At 43.2% G+C, this 18,314-nt stretch carries 20 protein-coding genes and 1 pseudogene; 19 read left to right on the forward strand and 2 right to left on the reverse strand.

Annotated features, from left to right (window positions below; all coding sequences use genetic code 11):
* Positions 1-7 precede the first annotated feature (7 nt).
* From metG to A3GS_RS0104660, 18 genes and pseudogenes are all read left to right on the forward strand, one after another.
* Positions 8-1,999, forward strand: a complete 1,992-nt coding sequence (gene metG / locus A3GS_RS0104580) for a methionine--tRNA ligase (protein WP_018364242.1) — start codon at positions 8-10, stop codon at positions 1,997-1,999.
* A gap of 182 nt (positions 2,000-2,181) precedes the next feature.
* Positions 2,182-3,012 (forward strand): alpha/beta hydrolase, encoded by an 831-nt coding sequence (locus A3GS_RS0104585; RefSeq protein WP_018364243.1) that lies wholly within the window; start codon positions 2,182-2,184, stop codon positions 3,010-3,012.
* A 67-nt stretch (positions 3,013-3,079) separates the two neighbouring features.
* Positions 3,080-3,316, forward strand: coding sequence for a DUF2829 domain-containing protein (locus tag A3GS_RS0104590; protein ID WP_018364244.1), 237 nt, complete (start codon positions 3,080-3,082; stop codon positions 3,314-3,316).
* Entirely contained in the window at positions 3,309-4,007 is a 699-nt protein-coding gene (locus A3GS_RS0104595; protein ID WP_018364245.1) for a 3-oxoacyl-ACP reductase, read from the forward strand. Before A3GS_RS0104590 ends, A3GS_RS0104595 begins: the two co-directional genes overlap by 8 nt.
* A gap of 87 nt (positions 4,008-4,094) precedes the next feature.
* Positions 4,095-4,244 (forward strand): DUF3977 family protein, encoded by a 150-nt coding sequence (locus tag A3GS_RS11515; protein WP_240430889.1) that lies wholly within the window; start codon positions 4,095-4,097, stop codon positions 4,242-4,244.
* 7 nt (positions 4,245-4,251) lie between these two features.
* Positions 4,252-4,699 (forward strand): annotated as a pseudogene (locus tag A3GS_RS12275) (ASCH domain-containing protein).
* A gap of 171 nt (positions 4,700-4,870) precedes the next feature.
* Positions 4,871-5,326, forward strand: a complete 456-nt coding sequence (locus tag A3GS_RS0104605; RefSeq protein WP_026216273.1) for a LytTR family DNA-binding domain-containing protein — start codon at positions 4,871-4,873, stop codon at positions 5,324-5,326.
* On the forward strand, positions 5,323-5,706 hold the full coding sequence (locus A3GS_RS0104610) for a hypothetical protein (RefSeq protein WP_018364248.1): 384 nt from the start codon (positions 5,323-5,325) through the stop codon (positions 5,704-5,706). The genes A3GS_RS0104605 and A3GS_RS0104610 overlap by 4 nt, the downstream gene beginning before the upstream one ends.
* 11 nt (positions 5,707-5,717) lie before the next feature.
* On the forward strand, positions 5,718-6,689 hold the full coding sequence (locus A3GS_RS0104615) for a ketopantoate reductase family protein (RefSeq protein ID WP_018364249.1): 972 nt from the start codon (positions 5,718-5,720) through the stop codon (positions 6,687-6,689).
* Between the two features lie 97 nt (positions 6,690-6,786).
* Positions 6,787-7,749 carry a Gfo/Idh/MocA family protein gene (locus A3GS_RS0104620; RefSeq protein ID WP_018364250.1) on the forward strand — a complete coding sequence of 321 codons (963 nt, stop codon included), beginning with the start codon at positions 6,787-6,789 and terminating at the stop codon, positions 7,747-7,749.
* A 625-nt stretch (positions 7,750-8,374) separates the two neighbouring features.
* A complete protein-coding gene (gene glmU, locus A3GS_RS0104625; protein WP_018364251.1) occupies positions 8,375-9,754 on the forward strand; it encodes a bifunctional UDP-N-acetylglucosamine diphosphorylase/glucosamine-1-phosphate N-acetyltransferase GlmU in 1,380 nt (459 codons plus the stop codon).
* Between the two features lie 131 nt (positions 9,755-9,885).
* A complete protein-coding gene (locus A3GS_RS0104630) occupies positions 9,886-10,338 on the forward strand; it encodes a LytTR family DNA-binding domain-containing protein (RefSeq protein WP_026216274.1) in 453 nt (150 codons plus the stop codon).
* On the forward strand, positions 10,328-10,786 hold the full coding sequence (locus A3GS_RS0104635; RefSeq protein ID WP_018364253.1) for a hypothetical protein: 459 nt from the start codon (positions 10,328-10,330) through the stop codon (positions 10,784-10,786). The genes A3GS_RS0104630 and A3GS_RS0104635 overlap by 11 nt, the downstream gene beginning before the upstream one ends.
* The gene (locus A3GS_RS0104640) at positions 10,779-11,606 is read left to right on the forward strand and encodes an ABC transporter ATP-binding protein (protein WP_018364254.1); all 828 of its coding nucleotides are present in this window, start codon (positions 10,779-10,781) and stop codon (positions 11,604-11,606) included. Before A3GS_RS0104635 ends, A3GS_RS0104640 begins: the two co-directional genes overlap by 8 nt.
* 1 nt (position 11,607) lies before the next feature.
* The gene (locus tag A3GS_RS0104645) at positions 11,608-12,396 is read left to right on the forward strand and encodes an ABC transporter permease subunit (protein WP_018364255.1); all 789 of its coding nucleotides are present in this window, start codon (positions 11,608-11,610) and stop codon (positions 12,394-12,396) included.
* A gap of 109 nt (positions 12,397-12,505) precedes the next feature.
* Positions 12,506-13,057 carry an NUDIX domain-containing protein gene (locus A3GS_RS0104650; RefSeq protein ID WP_018364256.1) on the forward strand — a complete coding sequence of 184 codons (552 nt, stop codon included), beginning with the start codon at positions 12,506-12,508 and terminating at the stop codon, positions 13,055-13,057.
* Between the two features lie 2 nt (positions 13,058-13,059).
* Complete coding sequence (gene macP, locus A3GS_RS0104655; protein ID WP_018364257.1) at positions 13,060-13,380, forward strand: cell wall synthase accessory phosphoprotein MacP; 321 nt, start codon at positions 13,060-13,062, stop codon at positions 13,378-13,380.
* Positions 13,381-13,389: 9 nt separating this feature from the next.
* Positions 13,390-14,079, forward strand: a complete 690-nt coding sequence (locus A3GS_RS0104660; protein ID WP_018364258.1) for a 5'-methylthioadenosine/adenosylhomocysteine nucleosidase — start codon at positions 13,390-13,392, stop codon at positions 14,077-14,079.
* A 27-nt stretch (positions 14,080-14,106) separates the two neighbouring features.
* Here the strand turns inward: A3GS_RS0104660 and A3GS_RS0104665 are convergent, their stop codons facing one another.
* Both A3GS_RS0104665 and A3GS_RS0104670 read right to left on the reverse strand, forming a co-directional pair.
* Complete coding sequence (locus A3GS_RS0104665; RefSeq protein ID WP_018364259.1) at positions 14,107-14,760, reverse strand: metal-dependent transcriptional regulator; 654 nt, start codon at positions 14,758-14,760, stop codon at positions 14,107-14,109.
* A 149-nt stretch (positions 14,761-14,909) separates the two neighbouring features.
* Complete coding sequence (locus A3GS_RS0104670) at positions 14,910-15,713, reverse strand: peptidylprolyl isomerase (RefSeq protein WP_018364260.1); 804 nt, start codon at positions 15,711-15,713, stop codon at positions 14,910-14,912.
* Positions 15,714-15,887: 174 nt separating this feature from the next.
* Between A3GS_RS0104670 and A3GS_RS0104675 the strand changes: the two genes are divergently transcribed.
* Positions 15,888-18,302: a DNA translocase FtsK gene (locus A3GS_RS0104675; RefSeq protein ID WP_018364261.1), complete on the forward strand. Its 2,415-nt coding sequence runs from the start codon at positions 15,888-15,890 to the stop codon at positions 18,300-18,302.
* Positions 18,303-18,314 lie beyond the last annotated feature (12 nt).

Consider the following 18,314-nt stretch of genomic DNA (forward strand, 5'->3'; position numbering starts at 1 on the left):
TTAGAAAATGACGGAAAAGAATTTTTACATTACCACACCGATTTATTACCCATCTGGTAAATTACACATCGGGTCTGCCTACACAACGATTGCCTGTGACGTTTTAGCACGTTACAAACGCATGATGGGCTTTGATGTGCACTATTTGACAGGTCTTGATGAACACGGCCAAAAAATCCAACAAAAAGCTCAAGAAGCAGGCATTTCCCCACAAGCCTACGTTGATGGCATGGCTAGAGATGTCAAGAAATTGTGGAGCTTGCTTGATATTTCTTATGATCAATTTATCCGTACGACTGACAGATACCACGAAGAAGCAGTTGCTAAAGTTTTTGAAAAATTGCTGGCGCAAGGGGACATTTACCTTGGTGAATACACAGGTTGGTACTCCGTTTCTGATGAAGAATTCTTCACCGAAAGCCAATTGGCAGAAGTGTATCGTGATGAAAATGGCAATATGATTGGTGGGGTGGCTCCGTCAGGTCACGAAGTGGAAAAAGTTTCTGAAGAGTCATATTTCTTTCGCATGAGCAAATATGCTGATCGTTTAGTGGCCTACTACAAAGAACATCCAGAATTTATCCAACCAGATGGTCGTATGAACGAAATGCTCAAAAACTTCATCGAACCTGGTTTGGAAGATTTAGCCGTTTCTCGTACGACATACACATGGGGGGTTAAGGTACCATCAAATCCAAAACATGTTATTTATGTTTGGATTGATGCCTTGATGAACTATATTACTGCGATTGGCTATGGACAAGAAGATCAGGCCAACTTTGATAAATTCTGGCCTGCTGATATCCACATGATTGGTAAAGATATTCTTCGCTTCCACTCCATCTACTGGCCAATCATGCTTATGGCGCTGGATTTACCATTGCCAAAACGTTTAGTAGCGCATGGTTGGTTTGTCATGCAAGATGGTAAAATGTCTAAATCTAAAGGTAATGTCGTTTACCCAGAAATGTTGGTAGAACGTTTCGGTCTTGACCCACTCCGTTACTACCTCATGCGTTCACTTCCAGTTGGTTCAGACGGGACTTTCACACCTGAAGATTATGTTGGCCGTATCAACTATGAACTTGCTAATGACCTTGGAAATCTGCTCAACCGTACGGTTGCCATGATTAACAAATACTTTGGTGGTGAGGTTCCAGCCTTTGCGACTGCAACAGAATTTGATGCTGACTTGGCAGCAGTTGTGGCTGACAATATTGCAGCCTATCACAAACAAATGGAAGCTGTTGATTATCCAAAAGCGCTTGATGCTGTCTGGACAATTATCTCTCGCACTAACAAGTATATTGATGAAACTGCTCCTTGGGTACTTGCCAAGGACGAAGCTGATCGCGACAAATTAGCGGCGGTTATGGCTCACTTGGCAGCTAGCCTTCGTGTCGTAGCGCATCTCATTCAACCATTCATGATGGAAACATCAAATGCCATTATGGAACAATTGGGACTTGGCTCTGCCTTTGACCTTGAAAACCTTGAACTATCAGGCCTTCCAACTGATATCAAAGTCGTTGCCAAAGGTACACCAATCTTCCCACGTCTTGACATGGAAGAAGAAATTGCCTACATCAAAGGGCAAATGAATGCTGGCAAAGCGCCTGCTGAAAAAGAATGGGTGCCAGAAGAAGTCGAATTGACCTCAAGTAAGGGACAAATCAAGTTTGACGACTTTGATAAGGTAGAGATCCGCGTTGCTGAGGTCATCGAAGTTGAAAAGGTGGAAGGATCAGACAAATTGCTCCGCTTCCGCTTGGATGCAGGAGATGCTGACCACCGCCAAATCCTGTCAGGAATTGCCAAATTCTATCCAAATGAACAAGAATTGGTCGGTAAAAAACTCCAAATCGTGGCCAACCTCAAACCCCGCAAAATGATGAAAAAATACGTCAGCCAAGGCATGATTCTCTCTGCGGAACATGATGGGAAATTGGCTGTGTTGACAGTTGATCCAAGTGTGCCGAATGGGGCGATTATTGGATAAATAAGGAAAACCAGGGCGTATGCTCTGATTTTTTGTATAGTCGCTTGTAAGAGTCTGTAAAAAATAGTCAATTGGAGGACTTCATTCAGATTTTGGAAAAATATATAGTCATTTTAGTGAATTTCCCCAATCATTTTTAAAAATGATACAATATCCCTATAAAAACAAAAAGGAGACCTCACATGACCCTATTAACCGTCAACGCCATGTCCCAATCCCTCATGCGAACCGTGACCTTTAATGTTTACCTCCCTTCTGACAAGGTAGATATGGCGGGCAATCTTATTGCTAAGCCACCTTACAAGACCCTCTATCTTCTTCATGGCATTATCGGAGATCAAAACGATTGGCTGGTGGGTACACGTATTGCTTCGGTTGCTAAGCATCACAATCTTGCCGTCGTTATGCCAGCTGGAGAAAATCAATTTTATCTAGATCAGCCTGACCATATGAACAACTACAGCCAGTTCATCGGTCAAGAACTGCTGGATTTGACCCGCAATATGTTTCCCCTTTCTCATAAGCGCGAGGATACCTACATTGCAGGCCTTTCTATGGGAGGCTATGGCGCACTCCACAATGGCCTTAAGTATCATGATAATTTCTGCGCTATCGGGGCCTTCTCTAGTGGTTTGATTTTGGAAGAAGCTATCGCTAGCACTGACGACTCCCCATTCCCCTTCCAACGTCGTGATTATTATCAAGCTATCTTTGGCGATTTGAGCAAGGTTTTAGACTCAGATAAAAATCCAACCTATCAAGCACAGCAATTAAGTAAATCCAGCGCAGCTATACCTCAAATGTACATCACTTGCGGAACCGAGGACTCACTCTTACAAGCTAATCAAAAATTTGTGGATAGTTTGGTAGAAAACAAAGTTGCCCACACCTTTGAAACCTGGATAGGCGGCCACGAGTGGGCGTTTTGGGATAAATCTGTGGAAAAATTTATTAACTGGCTTGGATTGGAAGATGACCATTCAGGTGTTTCTTCGGATAACATTAAGGGCTAGTGAGATGAAGAAGGCGTCTGCCTTCTTTTTTTGTTATAATAGAAGCATCAAAACAAAGGAGAAAACCATGACATTTGAAGAAATTCTACCAGGACTCAAAGCTAAGAAAAAATACGTTCGTACAGGTTGGGGCGGTGCTGAAAACTATGTGCAGCTTTTTGATACGCTTGAAGTCAATGGGCAACAATTGGAAGCAACACCGTACTTCCTCATCAATGTTTCGGGTGACGGTGAAGGCTTCTCCATGTGGAGCCCGACACCTTGCGATGTGCTAGCCGAAGACTGGGTTGAGGTCAATGACTAGGACCGTTTTAGTAACAGGCTGTGCATCCGGTATTGGTTATGCACAGGCGCAGTATTTCTTAGAGAAGGGTGACTGCGTCTATGGTGTGGATAAATCGACTTGTCCACCGCTTGAGGGTGACTTTCACTTTCTTCAATTAGACTTATCCACTGATTTATCCTCTCTCTTCACATGGTTACCCACAGTCGATATCCTTTGCAATACAGCTGGTATTTTAGATGATTACAAGCCCTTGCTGGATGTCTCGGATGAGGAGTTTGGCGCTCTGTTTGCAGTTGATTTTTTTGCGACAGTCAAGATTACTCGCCACTATCTCAAAGGAATGGTGGCTAAGCAGTCAGGGATTATCATCAACATGTGCTCTATCGCTAGCTTCATAGCGGGTGGCGGTGGCGCTGCCTACACAAGTGCTAAGCATGCTCTTGCTGGCTTCACGCGCCAGCTGGCATTGGACTATGCCAAGGACAAGGTTCAGGTTTTCGGCATTGCACCAGGTGCCGTACAAACCGCCATGACACAAGCCGACTTTGAGCCTGGGGGTCTCGCCGATTGGGTAGCTCAAGAGACACCTATTGGGCGCTGGTCACAGCCCAGCGAAATCGCAGAGCTGACAGTTTTTTTAGCCACAGGCAAGGCCAGTTCAATGCAGGGAGAAATCGTCAAGATTGACGGCGGTTGGAGTTTGAAATGAAAAAGACATCAAGCTCGGTTATGGTAAACGTGATGGCTGCGTACTGAGTTTGAGCGGGCTGATAAGACTGAGGATGAAGTCAAGGAAATCGCTGGTAAAGTTAAACCTACGTCCATTTACTTGCGTGTCTGGCTTGGTCAGCAAGTTTATATTTGGGATTTGAAAGAAAGTGTTAAAAAACAGCCCAAAAATCGCAGAGCTAGAAAATTTATTTGTGGCATTGCATCGGAGGTATAGATAAAGCATGACAGCTAAAGACATGTGGGTGCAATTCTTAGAATTACACCCAGAGATTGATCAAGATATGGACGCGTGGTCTTTTGGTGCGGCCCTAACCAACTAAGCTCAGTTGGTTTTAGCGGGTACAAAACAGCGACCGCGTCAGCCTGTGATTTATATGAGCTAGAAAAGGAACCTCTTCCAGAGGCTGGTTCCTACGATGTGGTGCTAGATGGTAATGGTGACGCCATCTGCATTATTCAAATCAAGAAAGTGTCATGTCAATCGTGCCGTTTAACCAAGTTTCTGCTGACTATGCCTTCAAAGAAGGTGAAGGCGATTGAAGTTTAGCTTGGTGGCGTAAGGCTCATCAAGATTTCTTTGCCCCTTATTTTAAAGAGTGTGGCTTGATTTTCACAGCGGATTCTAAGATTGTTTTGGAAGAGTTTGAAGTGGTTTATCCTGAAAAATGAAGTTCACGTTATTCCTTGAAGAATCTTGGAGATTTAAAGATTAAGTATAATGATCTCTCGAAAGAAAAGTGTGGTTAGTCAAGGGAGAGACTAATTTGATATCTGTATCTCACTCCCAAAATCCTGCATCTTGGTTGATGTGGGATTTTTTGTTGGGAAAGCTGTGCTATAATGGAGACTATGAAATTAGGGATCGAGCAAGACAGCAAGTATGAAGAATTAGAGGTTCACATCCACTATGCTCAGAAGGATAAGTTGGTTGAGCGGATTCTCTCTTTTTTAGAGACAGTAGATAAGCAGCTCAGCTGTTATCAGGATGGTGCAGAGCATTTGGTCAATGTGTCCGATATTTATTATATTGAAAGCGTGGATAAAAAGACCTTTGTTTATTTGGCGGATAGGGTTTATCAGACGAATTTGCGGCTCTACCAGCTCCTAAATGATTTGAGCAGCAGCGGTTTCGTTCAAATTAGCAAGGCCTGTATACTCAATGTCAATGCGCTGGAAAGTATACGGCCGCTCTTTAATAGCCGCATGGAAGCGACGCTGATAAATGGAGAAAAAGTGATTGTCAACCGTTCTTATTTGAATGGTGTGAAGGCTGCTTTGCGAGGTGGAGAAAAATGAAAAAATTACTAACACATATCTTTGCCTCAACAGGCATTTCCTTGATTGTACTGGCTGTGGCAGCCCTGCTATTGAAAGCTCATTGGCTGCTTTTAGTCACGATTTTTCAAGTCCTTTTGGTCAATATACTCATCCATCTCAGTCTTCTTGCTAAAAAAAAGTTTGAGCTAAAATCAGCTCTCATCAGCAGCTTACTTGACATTATCATCATTGAGGGGATTTTGTTTGTATCCAGCAAACCTTTTGACTGGAATGCTGATGACAGGGTGCTTCTTTTGATTGGCTTTCTTGTCTATGTGGCTTCCCAGGCTTTAGATCTTTTTGATCTTAGTCAGGAAGCGCAGGAAATCAACGCACTTATCAAAAGACGCAGACGATAAGGAGAAGCAAAGTGAACATTTTAGTAGTCGGTTTAGGGACGATTGGGTCTATTTACGGTTATGCTTTTCAAGAGGCAGGACATGAAGTAGAACATTATATTCGAAAAGACAGTCCAAAGCTTGCCTTTAGAGAGCTGCAAGTAGACTTGCTGGACGGCCGCTTTGATGCCAGAGGCTTAGAAAGTCAGGCTGTTTATCAGGTGAATCCTTGTTCTCAGAAGAAATATGACTTTATTTTTGTCAGTGTTCCTTCTGGCGGTGTTGCCAATGTCATAGACAGTTTGGCAGCTGACGGTATTTCTGGAACTTTGATTTTGGCCTGTGGGATTTGGCAGGAACGAAGGGAAGTTGAAAAACTGGTCAGGGATTATCCCTATATTCTTGGCTATCCTGTCGCTGGCGGCAATATTATTGATCATCAATTGACCTGCTGCCTTTTTGATCATTTTATGCTAGAAAGAAAAGAAAAAGCAGACATTCCCAACTATCCTGACTTGGCGCAGCTTTTTGCGGATTGCCATATCAAGCTGGAGCAACCCTATGATATGCTGGAATGGATATGGCTGCACATGGCCATCAATGCTGGAGTTATCTCTGTCATGGGGAGCTATGCCAATCCAGAAGAAGCAAGTGCAGCAGCAGAAATGCTTATGGACTCCACCCATTATTTAAAAATGGCGGTCAAGTCTATTCGGGAAACGTCGCAAATTGTAGCTAGTCGGGGTGTTGAACTGAAAAACTATAAGGACGAACTGCTACCTTACAAACTGCCAACCATCATCTCCGCACCGCTTATGAAACGTATGTTTGCCAAAAACATCCTTTCTCGAAAAATCATGACCCTGCATTGCAATTTACCAGACCTGCTTTTTGTCTGCCGAACATTGTATGAAGAAGGCAAAGCCCAGTGGGTACCAGCTCCGCTATTTTATAAAAACATTGAAGCGTTAGAGGTGAAAATGAGCCAGTTGTCTGCCGGTTAAGTTCTGTTTCATTTATTTTCAGTTAAAGGTCACCTAAGTCTAGAAATTTCTAGGCTTTTTCGTTATAGTAAAGGTAGTAAAAAGTGGAGGTGGAGAGATGAAACTAGCACTACTGGGCACAGGCATGATTGTTAAGGAAGTCTTGCCTGTTTTGAAGGAGATTGAAGGGATTGAACTGGTTGCGATTTTGTCAACGCCTCGCAGTCTGGATAAGGCGCGTGAGCTAGCTGGGATTTACGGTTTGGCGCAGGCAAGCAGCGACTACGAAGATATTTTAAGCAATCCAGAGGTGGATACAGTTTACGTTGGTCTGCCCAACCATTTACATTTTTCTTATGCTAAAAAGGCTTTGCTGGCTGGAAAACATGTGATTTGTGAGAAACCTTTTACCTTGCATTTGGAGGAGTTTGAAGAATTGGCTGCGCTGGCTAAGGAGCGTCAGCTATTTCTCGTGGAAGCTATCACCAACCAATACTTGGGGAATTTTGCCTATCTGAAAGCCAATCTGCCAAAACTGGGGGATATTAAGATTGTCGAGTGCAATTACTCTCAGTATAGCTCGCGATATGATGCTTTCAAACGTGGGGAAATTGCGCCAGCTTTTGATCCTAAACAGGGAGGAGGAGCTTTGCGTGACCTCAATATTTATAATATTCACTTGGTTGTCGGTCTCTTTGGTAAGCCTGAAAAGGTGCATTATCTGGCTAACATGGAGCGTGGAGTGGATACGTCGGGAATACTGGTTATGGACTATGGTAGTTTCAAGTGTGTCTGTATCGGAGCCAAAGATTGCAACGCTGAAATCCGCTCGACTATTCAGGGGAACAAGGGCTCGCTGGCAGTATTGGGAGCAACCAATGCCATGCCAGAAGTCTGTCTCAGTTTAAATGGTCAAGGATTTGATATTGTCAATCAAAATAGTCTTAATCACCGCATGTATGATGAATTTGTCGCTTTCCAAGACATGATAGAAAACCGCGACTTTGTCAGCCAAAAGGCAGCCTTGAAACATAGCAGAGCTGTCATGCAAGTTTTAGAGGAAGCCATCGCTAGCATATAGAAAAAGGAGATGAGACTCCTTTTTCCTTTACCTTTATTTCCAACAACGGACCTGTCTGTCAAAATGTTTGACGAACAGAATCAAAGTTGAGACAAGCCATCCACACTTGTTGATAGCTATTGTTTAATAGCGAGAAGCTTTCTGCACTGGTGATGGGTATTTTTAATGAATGGCAAACTTTTCGCATTGCTGGCAAGTATTTATCAATGAGTCGTGGTAAGTTGTTGGAGTCACGGATAGTTATTGATAAACAGGCGAGAATTCTTCTGCACTTGACTTCATACATATGGTAAAACCATCACACACTTTGCACCGCAACAACTTTATTTGACAAATCTGCGGTATAACTTATATGGAGTTGGTTTCAGTTGTCAAAGTGGCCGCCTAATTTGTACCGCCTCAGTTTCACATGGCAAAGTTACTGTGTATTTTGTACAATCTCCATGTCATATTGCAAATTTGCTATGCATTTTTTCTGGTCTTAATATCATCTAATAGAGCTCCTAACAAGCTAAAGGGCCTCAATTTTACCTGTAAATGGTTTGTATATTAGGGCCTAATTTTTAGAAATAGCCAAAATATGCTATAATAAACTGGTTTTAAAATGATAAAAAGGAAGCAAAATATGAATAATTACGCGATTATCTTGGCAGCGGGTAAAGGAACTCGCATGAAATCTGATTTGCCAAAGGTCATGCACAAAGTGGCCGGTATTACTATGCTTGAGCATGTTTTCAGAAGTGTTGCAGCTATTGCACCACAAAAAAATGTGACGGTTATTGGTCACAAGGCCGAATTGGTTCGAGAAGTCTTAGCTAGTCAATCAGAATTTGTCCTCCAAACTGAGCAGCTTGGTACAGGTCATGCGGTTATGATGGCAGAAGATGAATTGGCTGGACTTGACGGTCAGACTTTGGTTATTGCTGGTGATACACCATTGATTACTGGAGAAAGTTTAAAAAATCTCATTGATTTTCATGTTCATCACAAGAATGTGGCTACTATTTTGACTGCAGAAGCTGACAATCCTTTCGGTTACGGTCGTATTATCCGTAACGACAATGGCGAAGTGGTGAAGATTGTTGAGCAAAAAGATGCCAATGATTTTGAAAAACAAGTCAAGGAAATCAACACGGGAACTTATGTATTTGACAATAAACGCCTCTTTGAAGCCCTTAAAAATATCAATACCAACAATGCTCAAGGGGAGTATTACCTGACTGATGTTATTGGTATTTTCAAAGAAGCTGGCGAAAAAGTCGGTGCCTACAAGTTGCGTGATTTCAACGAAAGTCTAGGTGTCAATGACCGTGTTGCGTTAGCGACAGCTGAAAGTGTCATGCGCCGTCGTATCAACAAGGCTCACATGGTTAATGGAGTTACTTTCCAAAATCCAGAGGCAACTTACATTGATGTCGATGTTGCTATTGCTCCAGATGTAGTTGTAGAAGCTAATGTGACCCTAAAAGGTCAAACGAAGATTGGTGCGGCTTCAGTTTTGACTAATGGGACTTACATCGTTGATTCTGTGATTGGTGACCATGTGGTTGTGACCAACTCAATGATTGAAGAATCAGAAGTCCAAGATGGTGTAACCATCGGTCCATTTGCTCACATCCGTCCAAAATCAGTTCTTGGTAAAGATGCCCATATCGGTAACTTTGTGGAAGTTAAAGGTTCGAGCATAGGTGAAAATACTAAGGCTGGTCACTTGACTTATATCGGTAATGGTCAAGTCGGATCGAATGTTAATTTTGGTGCGGGAACGATCCTTGCCAACTATGATGGTAAGAATAAATATACCACAACCATCGGTAACAATGTCTTTGTCGGTAGCAATTCAACCCTCCTTGCTCCTGTAACCATCGGTGACAACGCCTTAATTGCAGCAGCGTCAGCTATTAACCAAGATGTCCCAACAGATGCGCTAGCTATTGGCCGCGAACGTCAGGTCATTAAAGACGGCTATGCTATCGGGAAACCCCATCATCCTTCAACAAAATAAGATTTATCAAAGCAGGGCTAGGCCTTGCTTTTTTGTGTGTCGCAACTTAGGATATATTTTTGCACTTTAGAGAATCTGCTCTTGCACCCTGAAAGTATTTTGCTATACTTGTAAACAAAAGGAGGTAGCCTGTGAGACTAAGATTGGAGCAGATTGCTGATGGCGACGAGGAAGTCGTCATTCGCTATCGGAAGATGACAGCACAAGTAGAACAGTTGGCTGATCTTGTAACACAGGAAGAGGCAAAGCTTCTGGGACTCACTGAAAAGGGGCAAAGCTATGTGAGGGCAGATGATATTTTGTATATTGAAAGTGTTGATAGCAAAACCTTTGCCTGCACAGACAAAGGCATTTATCAGATTGCTGCGAGCTTGGGGGAGTTGGCAGAACGCTACCGCAAGCGTGGCTTCTTTCGCTGCGCCAAGGCTATGGTGGTTAATATCTACAAGATTCAGTCTTTCAAAAGTCAGGCTTATGGACGAATTGAAGCCACATTGTATAACGGCGAAAAAATTATTATTTCGCGCAAATACGCTAATAAACTCAGACAGGTCTTGCAGGAGGGAATGACAGATGAAGACTAAGTGGTGGGAAGGTTTCTTAAGTCAGGAAATTGCCAATGAATATAAGACAGCTGTCTATTGCTTTTGCGTTTATTTTTTCTATGCTGCTTACCAGCTTTTGCAGGGAAGAACAACAGCTAATATCTATTATTTAATCGAAATGGTCATTGCGGCCTATGTCATCACGCAGATTCAGGTTTTCCTGTTTAAAAACTTTGATGAGGCCGACAGGTTAGCAGGTAGAGAGCTGTTAGGTTTAATCGTTTGTTCCTGCCTCTATGGTCTTGTGGGGCAATGGCTGAGCTGGTTTGATGGCAATCTGTTAGCAGCTGCTTGCTTTATCATCTATGTGATGCTGGAATACCTGACTATTTTTATTGCCAACAAAATCAAACGCAACATTGACAGCAAGAAGCTTAATCAGCTTTTGGATACTTACAAACAAGGAAAGGAAAGATATCATGACTGAAACGGTAATTGATATTCAGCATCTAAAAAAATACTACGGCAAGCACATGGGAGCAGAAGATGTGAGTCTGTCAGTACGAAAAGGCGAAATCTTTGGATTTTTAGGCTCAAATGGTGCTGGGAAATCAACGACTATTCGCTGTCTCTTGGGGTTGATCAAGCCCAGTAGCGGTCAGGTGAAGCTTTTTGGAGGCCGTTATGGTTCGTTGACTGAAAATCTCAGTCATATCGGCTATATGCCATCAGAAGCCATGTTTTATCCCAATATGAAGGTCAAGGATGTCATTGCTTTTGCGGCCAAGGTTAGGAAAAAGGATTGCAGCGCTGAGGCCAATCGTCTTTGTCGGCTTTTAGAAGTTCCTCTGGACAAGAAAATTCAGGAGTTGTCGCTAGGCAATCGCAAGAAAGTCGGGATTGTCTGCGCTTTGCAGCACCAGCCGGAGCTTCTTATTTTGGATGAGCCAACTTCAGGTCTTGATCCTCTTATGCAGGAGCGCTTTTTCAAGTTGGTTCAGGAGGCTTGCGCAGCTGGCAGTACTTGCTTTTTGTCTTCGCATGTCCTCTCCGAAATCAAAAACTATTGCCAGCGCGCAGCTATCATCAAAGAAGGAAGAATCCTTAAAATTGATACACTCGAAAATTTGACACGCAGCCAGTCCAAGCGTGTGACTGTCTGGAAAGGCGAACAGGAGAAAACATTCTCTTTTGCGGGCAGCAGCAGCGACTTGCTGAAGAAATTAGATAGCCTGCAGCCAGATGATTTCTTGGTGGAAGAGCCTTCTTTGGAAGACTTGTTTAGGCATTATTATGAGGAGGATTGATATGGTTTTGTTAAAACATGAATGTAAGCAAATGCTTAAGAGTCTCTTGATTTGGTCTTTGGCGGTTGGCATAACCTGCTATGGCTGTATCTTGCTTTACCAGAGTTTAGAAGACAGTATCGCTGGTATGGCTGATATGTATGCCAAAATGGGAGATATGAGCAAGGCTATTGGTCTGGATAAAGTCAGCATTGCCACTTTGGATGGGTATTTTGCAACAGAAATTGCCCTCATGTTTGGACTGGGGGCGGGGATGTTTGCCAGTATGATGGGAGCGGGCATCCTGTCCAAGGAGGAAGAAGGGCATACCAGCGAATTTCTCTATACTTTGCCCCATAGTCGTGCTATGGTTTTGGCTTGGAAATTTGTCAGTCTGATCATCATACTAGTCATCTTTAATCTGGTGTGTGTAGGTTTGGAAAGTTTGGGGCTGTGGCAGACTGGTTTAGATTTTTCTGTTAGATCCTTTGTGACCTATCATGCGCTGGCTTTTATCATGCAGCTTGAGCTGGCCAGTCTCTGTTTTTTGATTTCAGCTCTGAGCCGTCGCAGACAGCTTGGTGCTGCGCTGGGTTTGACCCTCTTGTTCTATGTTATGGACATGATGGGGCGCATTATTCCTGACCTTGAGAAAATCAAGTATGTCACGCCTTATTATTTTGCCAATGGAGCTGATGTTTTCAGTAAGGCTGAACTAAACAGCTGGCTGCCGATCCTTGCTTTGGCTATCAGTAGTGTCAGTCTGCTTCTTAGCTTTGCCATTTATCAAAAACGCGACCTAACCGCATGAAAACGGTCTTTTATCAAGGAAACTTTGCAAGTTGACTAAGCTGAAAATAGCAATTCTAGCTAAAATGTAGTAAAATTGTAGGGTGTAATCTGGATAAGGGAGCAAAATCATGGAGTTTGAAGAAAAAACAATAAAGCGTCAAGAGATTTTTGATGGGAAAATTTTTAAGGTAGCGGTTGATGATGTGGAGTTGCCAAATGGCCTTGGTCAAGCTAAACGTGAACTGGTTTTTCATCGTGGTGCGGTTTCCATTTTGACGGTTACACCTGACAATAAACTTGTTATCGTTAAACAATACCGTAAAGCCATTGAAAAGATTTCCTATGAAATTCCAGCAGGCAAGTTGGAGCTTGGAGAAAATGGCTCTGAAAAAGAAGCTGCCCTGCGTGAATTGGAAGAAGAAACTGGCTATACAGGTGACTTGGAGTTGATTCATGAGTTTTACACTGCCATCGGCTTTTGTAATGAGCATATCAAGCTCTATTTGGCGACTAATTTGAAAAAAGTTCCCAATCCACGTCCTCAAGATGTGGACGAAGTTTTGGAACTCTTTGAATTGACCTACGATGAGTGCATGGATTTAGTTAAATCAGGCGCCATTGAAGATGCTAAGACTATCATTGCGCTTCAGTATTTTGCTCTGCATTTTGGAGGAAAATAGTCATGGGAAAACCACTCTTAACAGATGAGATTATCGAACGTGCTAATCGAGGGGAATCCTTTGACCAGACAGAACCTTTCACGGAAAATGAGGATAGGGAAGCAACCAAGATTATCGAGACTAGTCCACGCGATGCGGTCAAGCATGAGGAAAAAAGATTTTTCGATTCTTTGAAAAGGGAAGATGAGAAGGATCAGATGGTTTACAAGAGTCGTCGTATTGAAAACGCAAAACGCTCAGAGTTTCAAAGTAAACTTAACAAGCTTCTCTTGGTGATTATTCTCCTTCTGGCTATCTTGATTTTTGCCATTTTAAAATTATAAAGGAATTATATGAAAATTGGAATTATTGCCGCCATGGAACAAGAACTGCAACTGCTTGTGGAAAATTTGGTGGATAAAAAAGAAGAAGTCGTCCTGGCCAACACTTATTATTGTGGGCAACTAGGTCAGCATGAAGTTGTTTTGGTACAGTCTGGTGTTGGTAAGGTCATGTCTGCCATGTCAGTTGCTGTTTTACTGGATCATTTTGCAGTTGATGCTCTCATTAATACAGGTTCAGCTGGTGCGGTGGCTCAAGGCCTTGATATTGGAGATGTCGTTGTGGCAGACAAGCTTGTTTACTACGATGTTGATTTGACAGCCTTTGGCTATAACTACGGCCAGATGTCTATGCAACCTCTTTATTTTGAAACTGACCCGCATTTTGTCAAAACATTTGAGCAGGTCTTGGCTGAGGAAGTTGTTCCGAGTAAAGTTGGCTTGATTGCTACAGGAGATTCTTTTATTGCAGGGCAGGATAAGATTGATGCCATCAAGGCGCATTTTCCTCAGACCTTAGCTGTTGAAATGGAAGGCGCTGCGATTGCCCAAGCCGCATACAGCGCTGGCAAACCATTCATCGTCGTCCGTGCCATGTCTGACACAGCTGCTCATGATGCCAACATCACCTTTGATGAATTTATCATTCAAGCAGGTAAAAAATCAGCAGCAATTTTGCTGCATTTCTTGCAAGTACTATAAAAAGTCTGATATTTTCCAGACTTTTTTTCATTGAGTTATTTGGCTAACGTAGATTTGCCTAGCAATGTTATTTGGAATGGCTAGACTTTTACTTTGATAGGAGATGGTATAAGTCTGCGCGTAATCATCAATCTGAACCAGCTCAAAGTCGCAATTGATACCCAATCCTTGCTCTTCCAAGTACTTGAGCAGCATGAATTCATCATGAACGCGACTAATGCGGTAATGCCCCAAGTCATGAATCTGCGCTAGGGTGATATGGTTAATTTCCACCAATAATTCGCCTTTTTTGGGAATTGTACCACCGTGTGGGCAAAATGGAGGGAATCTAAGATTCTCATCCAATCGATCCACGAAAGTTGTGGAAACCGTGTGCTCCAAAACCTCGGCCTCTTGATGGATTTCATCAACAGAGTAGTGCAGATGGTTGACCAAGAAGACTTCAATCAAACGGTGCTTGCGATAGAGCTCAGACACCAGCAGCAGCCCTTTTTGCGTCAGGTAGTAGCCCAGCTTCTTATCCTTGACAATCAGTTCTTCGGCAATCATTTTTTTGATCATTTCAGACACTGCCGGAGCAGAAACCGTCATGTGTTCAGCAATTTGTTTATTGCTGATTTTTTCTTGATGTTCTCCAAGTTCATGGATACATTTGAGATAATCTTCTTTGTTTGGAGTCATGAGCCATCCTTTCTCGAAGACTATTATAACAAATTTTCGCTGAATAGTTGACGAGTTTATTGTTAATCTTTCCTTTGTTGGCTGTTTTCCTGCGTTAGCTATTTTCCATAAAAAGGCCTCTCGTCTTGAGTTCAACGAGAGGTTACGTTTTATTTAAACTGATAGTCTTTGACGACTTGGATGGAGGTGATGGTGACGGCGTTCTCAGGTTTGTCATTACTGTCAACTTTGACGGCAGCGATTTTGTCAACTACATCCATGCCACTGGTGACCTGCCCAAAGACGGTGTAGTTGCCGTCTAGACTAGGGTTGCCACCTTTTTTGTAAGCGCTGATGATGCTTTTGGGATACTTGCTGCTGCTCAAGTCGGCAGTCTGGTCGCTAGCATTCTGATTGATGAAAAATTGGCTACCATTAGTGTCTGCGCCAGCATTTGCCATGGCCAAGGCACCGCGAATATTGTAAAGGTAAGGTGAAATCTCGTTGGCAAAACCATTGCCTGAGTCCTTACTGCTATCCTTACCTTTCCAGATGGATTCACCGCCTGTGCCGTCGCCGTTAGGGTCTCCTGTCTGAATCATAAAGTCGGCGATAACACGGTGAAAGGTCAAACCGTTGTAATAGCCATTTTTTGCGTGGGTCAAGAAGTTCTCCGCAGCTAGCGGAGCGTATTTTGGAAAGAGTTTGAGTGTGATGTCACCCATGGAAGTGTGCATGATAACTTGAGCTTCATTCTTGGCGACAGTTGTTGATAATTGTGGAAAGGCCGACTGGTCAGCCTTGAGAGCCTTGCTTAAGTTTTTTTGATAAGTTTCCTCAGCTTGGGATTTTTTCTTGGCTGCTTGGCTGGAGGCTACATAGTCCTCACCTTTGAGAGCCTTGGTGATACTGTCGCAGGCTGTTAGTGTGCTGAGGCTGAGAGCTGCCAGACCAAGATAAAGCAATTTTTTCATACGATAGAACTCCTTAGTGATGTCTTTGTTCTATTTTAGCATAAAAGCCCCGACTTCGTCCAAAGATGCCCTAGTCTCACCAAAGGCGAATATTTTGGCTATTGGTCAAATTATGTTAAAATAAAGCTACTTGCACAGAATGAAAAAGAATAAGGAGTAGTGGACAGTAGTTCTATGGCTAAAACAAAAAATTCTAAAAAAGGACGTCGAACGCGGCGTCCAACAAAGGCTGAGCTAGAGAAGCAAAAAGCGGTTAAAAGGCTAATTGTAGCCCTTATAACGGCTTTTATTCTTTTCTTTGCCATTATTCGCCTAGGTGCTTTCGGTGTGACGGCTTATAACGTTGTTCGCTTTGCAGTTGGCAGCCTAGCATACTTTGTTATATTTGCGGTCTTGATTTATATCTTTGCTTTTAAGGCTCTTCACAAGCGTGAAGGATTGGTTGGTGGTTTTGTTATGACAACCTTGGGCTTACTTATTGAGTGGCATGCCTATTTATTCTCCTTGTCAGCCTATCGCAGCAAAGAAGTCTTCTCAACGACGGCCAATTTGATTTTTCAAGACCTGATTGCCTTCAAGGTGACTCATTTTATCGGTGGTGGCATGTTGGGAGCTTTGATTTATAAGCCGGTTGCCTTCCTATTTTCTAACCTAGGCTCTTTCTTAATCGGTCTTCTTTTCATTGTACTAGGGCTCTTTATGATGAGCTCATGGGATGTCTATGATGTGACCAATTTTGTTAAGCAAGGTCTGCAAAAAATCAGTGCTAAGCACGAGATTAAAAAGCAAGAACGTTTTGTGAAAAAGGAAGAGGCCAAAGCTTTAGCTGAGCAAAAGCGTTTGGCAGCAGAAGCAGAGGCAGCCAAAATTGAAGAAGAAGGCTTGGATAGTCTTGTGGTTGACCAAGAAACTGGTGAAATCTTGGATGCATCAACTTCAGAAGATATTCCTATTTTTGAAGACCTATCGCAGGACTATCAGCCAGAGATTCTAGGAGCTGGTAATCTTGACGATATTGATATGGATGCTCTGGCAGAGGATGATTACTCAGAAAAGCAGCCTTATTATCAGGAAGAATACTACGAAGACGATCAAGAGAGCTTTGATGACGACGATTCTGATGAACAGCTGGAAGTTGATTTTACTCCAAAGGCTAATCTGCTGTATAAACTGCCCACTATTGACCTTTTTGCGCCTGATAAGCCTAAAAATCAATCTAGGGAGAAAAGTCTGGTTCGCAAGAATATCAAGGTTTTAGAAGATACCTTTAAGAGCTTTGGCATAGACGTTAAAGTAGAGCGGGCAGAGATTGGTCCCTCGGTCACCAAGTACGAAGTTAAGCCAGCTGTCGGTGTTCGCGTCAATCGCATCTCAAATTTGGCTGATGACCTAGCCTTGGCCTTGGCAGCCAAGGATGTCCGCATTGAGGCGCCTATTCCAGGGAAATCCTTGGTCGGCATTGAAGTGCCAAACTCAGAAATTGCCACAGTCACTTTCCGTGAACTTTGGGAGCAGGCCAAGACCGACCCAAACAAACTCTTGGAGGTTCCACTTGGTAAGGCCGTTAATGGTACCGCGCGTAGCTTTGACTTGGCGCGCATGCCCCACCTGCTGGTTGCGGGTTCGACTGGTTCAGGAAAATCTGTTGCAGTTAATGGTATTATTGCTAGTATCCTCATGAAGGCGCGTCCCGACCAAGTCAAGTTTATGATGATCGATCCTAAAATGGTTGAATTATCGGTTTACAATGATATTCCCCACTTGTTGATTCCTGTTGTCACCAACCCGCGCAAGGCTAGTAAGGCGCTGCAGAAGGTTGTAGACGAGATGGAAAACCGCTATGAATTATTTAGCCATCTAGGTGTCCGTAACATTGCTGGCTACAATGCTAAGGTAGAAGAATACAATGCTCATTCTCAGGAAAAACAAATTCCACTGCCTCTCATCGTGGTTATCGTGGACGAGTTGGCGGACCTCATGATGGTGGCCAGCAAGGAAGTAGAAGACGCGATCATAAGATTGGGACAAAAAGCGCGTGCCGCAGGGATTCATATGATTCTGGCCACACAACGTCCATCAGTTGACGTCATTAGTGGTCTAATCAAGGCCAATGTGCCTTCGCGCGTGGCCTTTGCAGTTTCTTCTGGGACAGACAGCCGTACCATTTTGGATGAAAATGGCGCTGAGAAACTTCTGGGGCGTGGGGACATGCTCTTCAAGCCTATTGATGAAAATCATCCTGTCCGTTTGCAAGGTTCCTTCATCTCGGATGACGATGTTGAACGCATTGTCAGCTTTATCAAAGAGCAAGCTGAGGCAGATTACGACCACAGTTTTGATCCTGGTGAGGTTTCAGAAAGTGAGGATATGGCGGGCAATGGCAGTGCTTCTGAGGGAGACCCCCTTTTTGAAGAAGCTAAGGCTCTGGTACTTGAGACGCAAAAGGCTAGCGCTTCAATGTTACAGCGCCGCCTGTCAGTCGGCTTCAATAGAGCTACACGTCTTATGGAAGAATTAGAAGCAGCAGGCGTCATTGGCCCAGCCGAAGGTACTAAACCACGAAAAGTTCTCATGACCAATACCGAATAAAATTTAAATACA

The sequence above is a fragment of the Streptococcus caballi DSM 19004 genome, from assembly GCF_000379985.1.
Taxonomy (GTDB): Bacteria; Bacillota; Bacilli; order Lactobacillales; family Streptococcaceae; genus Streptococcus; species Streptococcus caballi.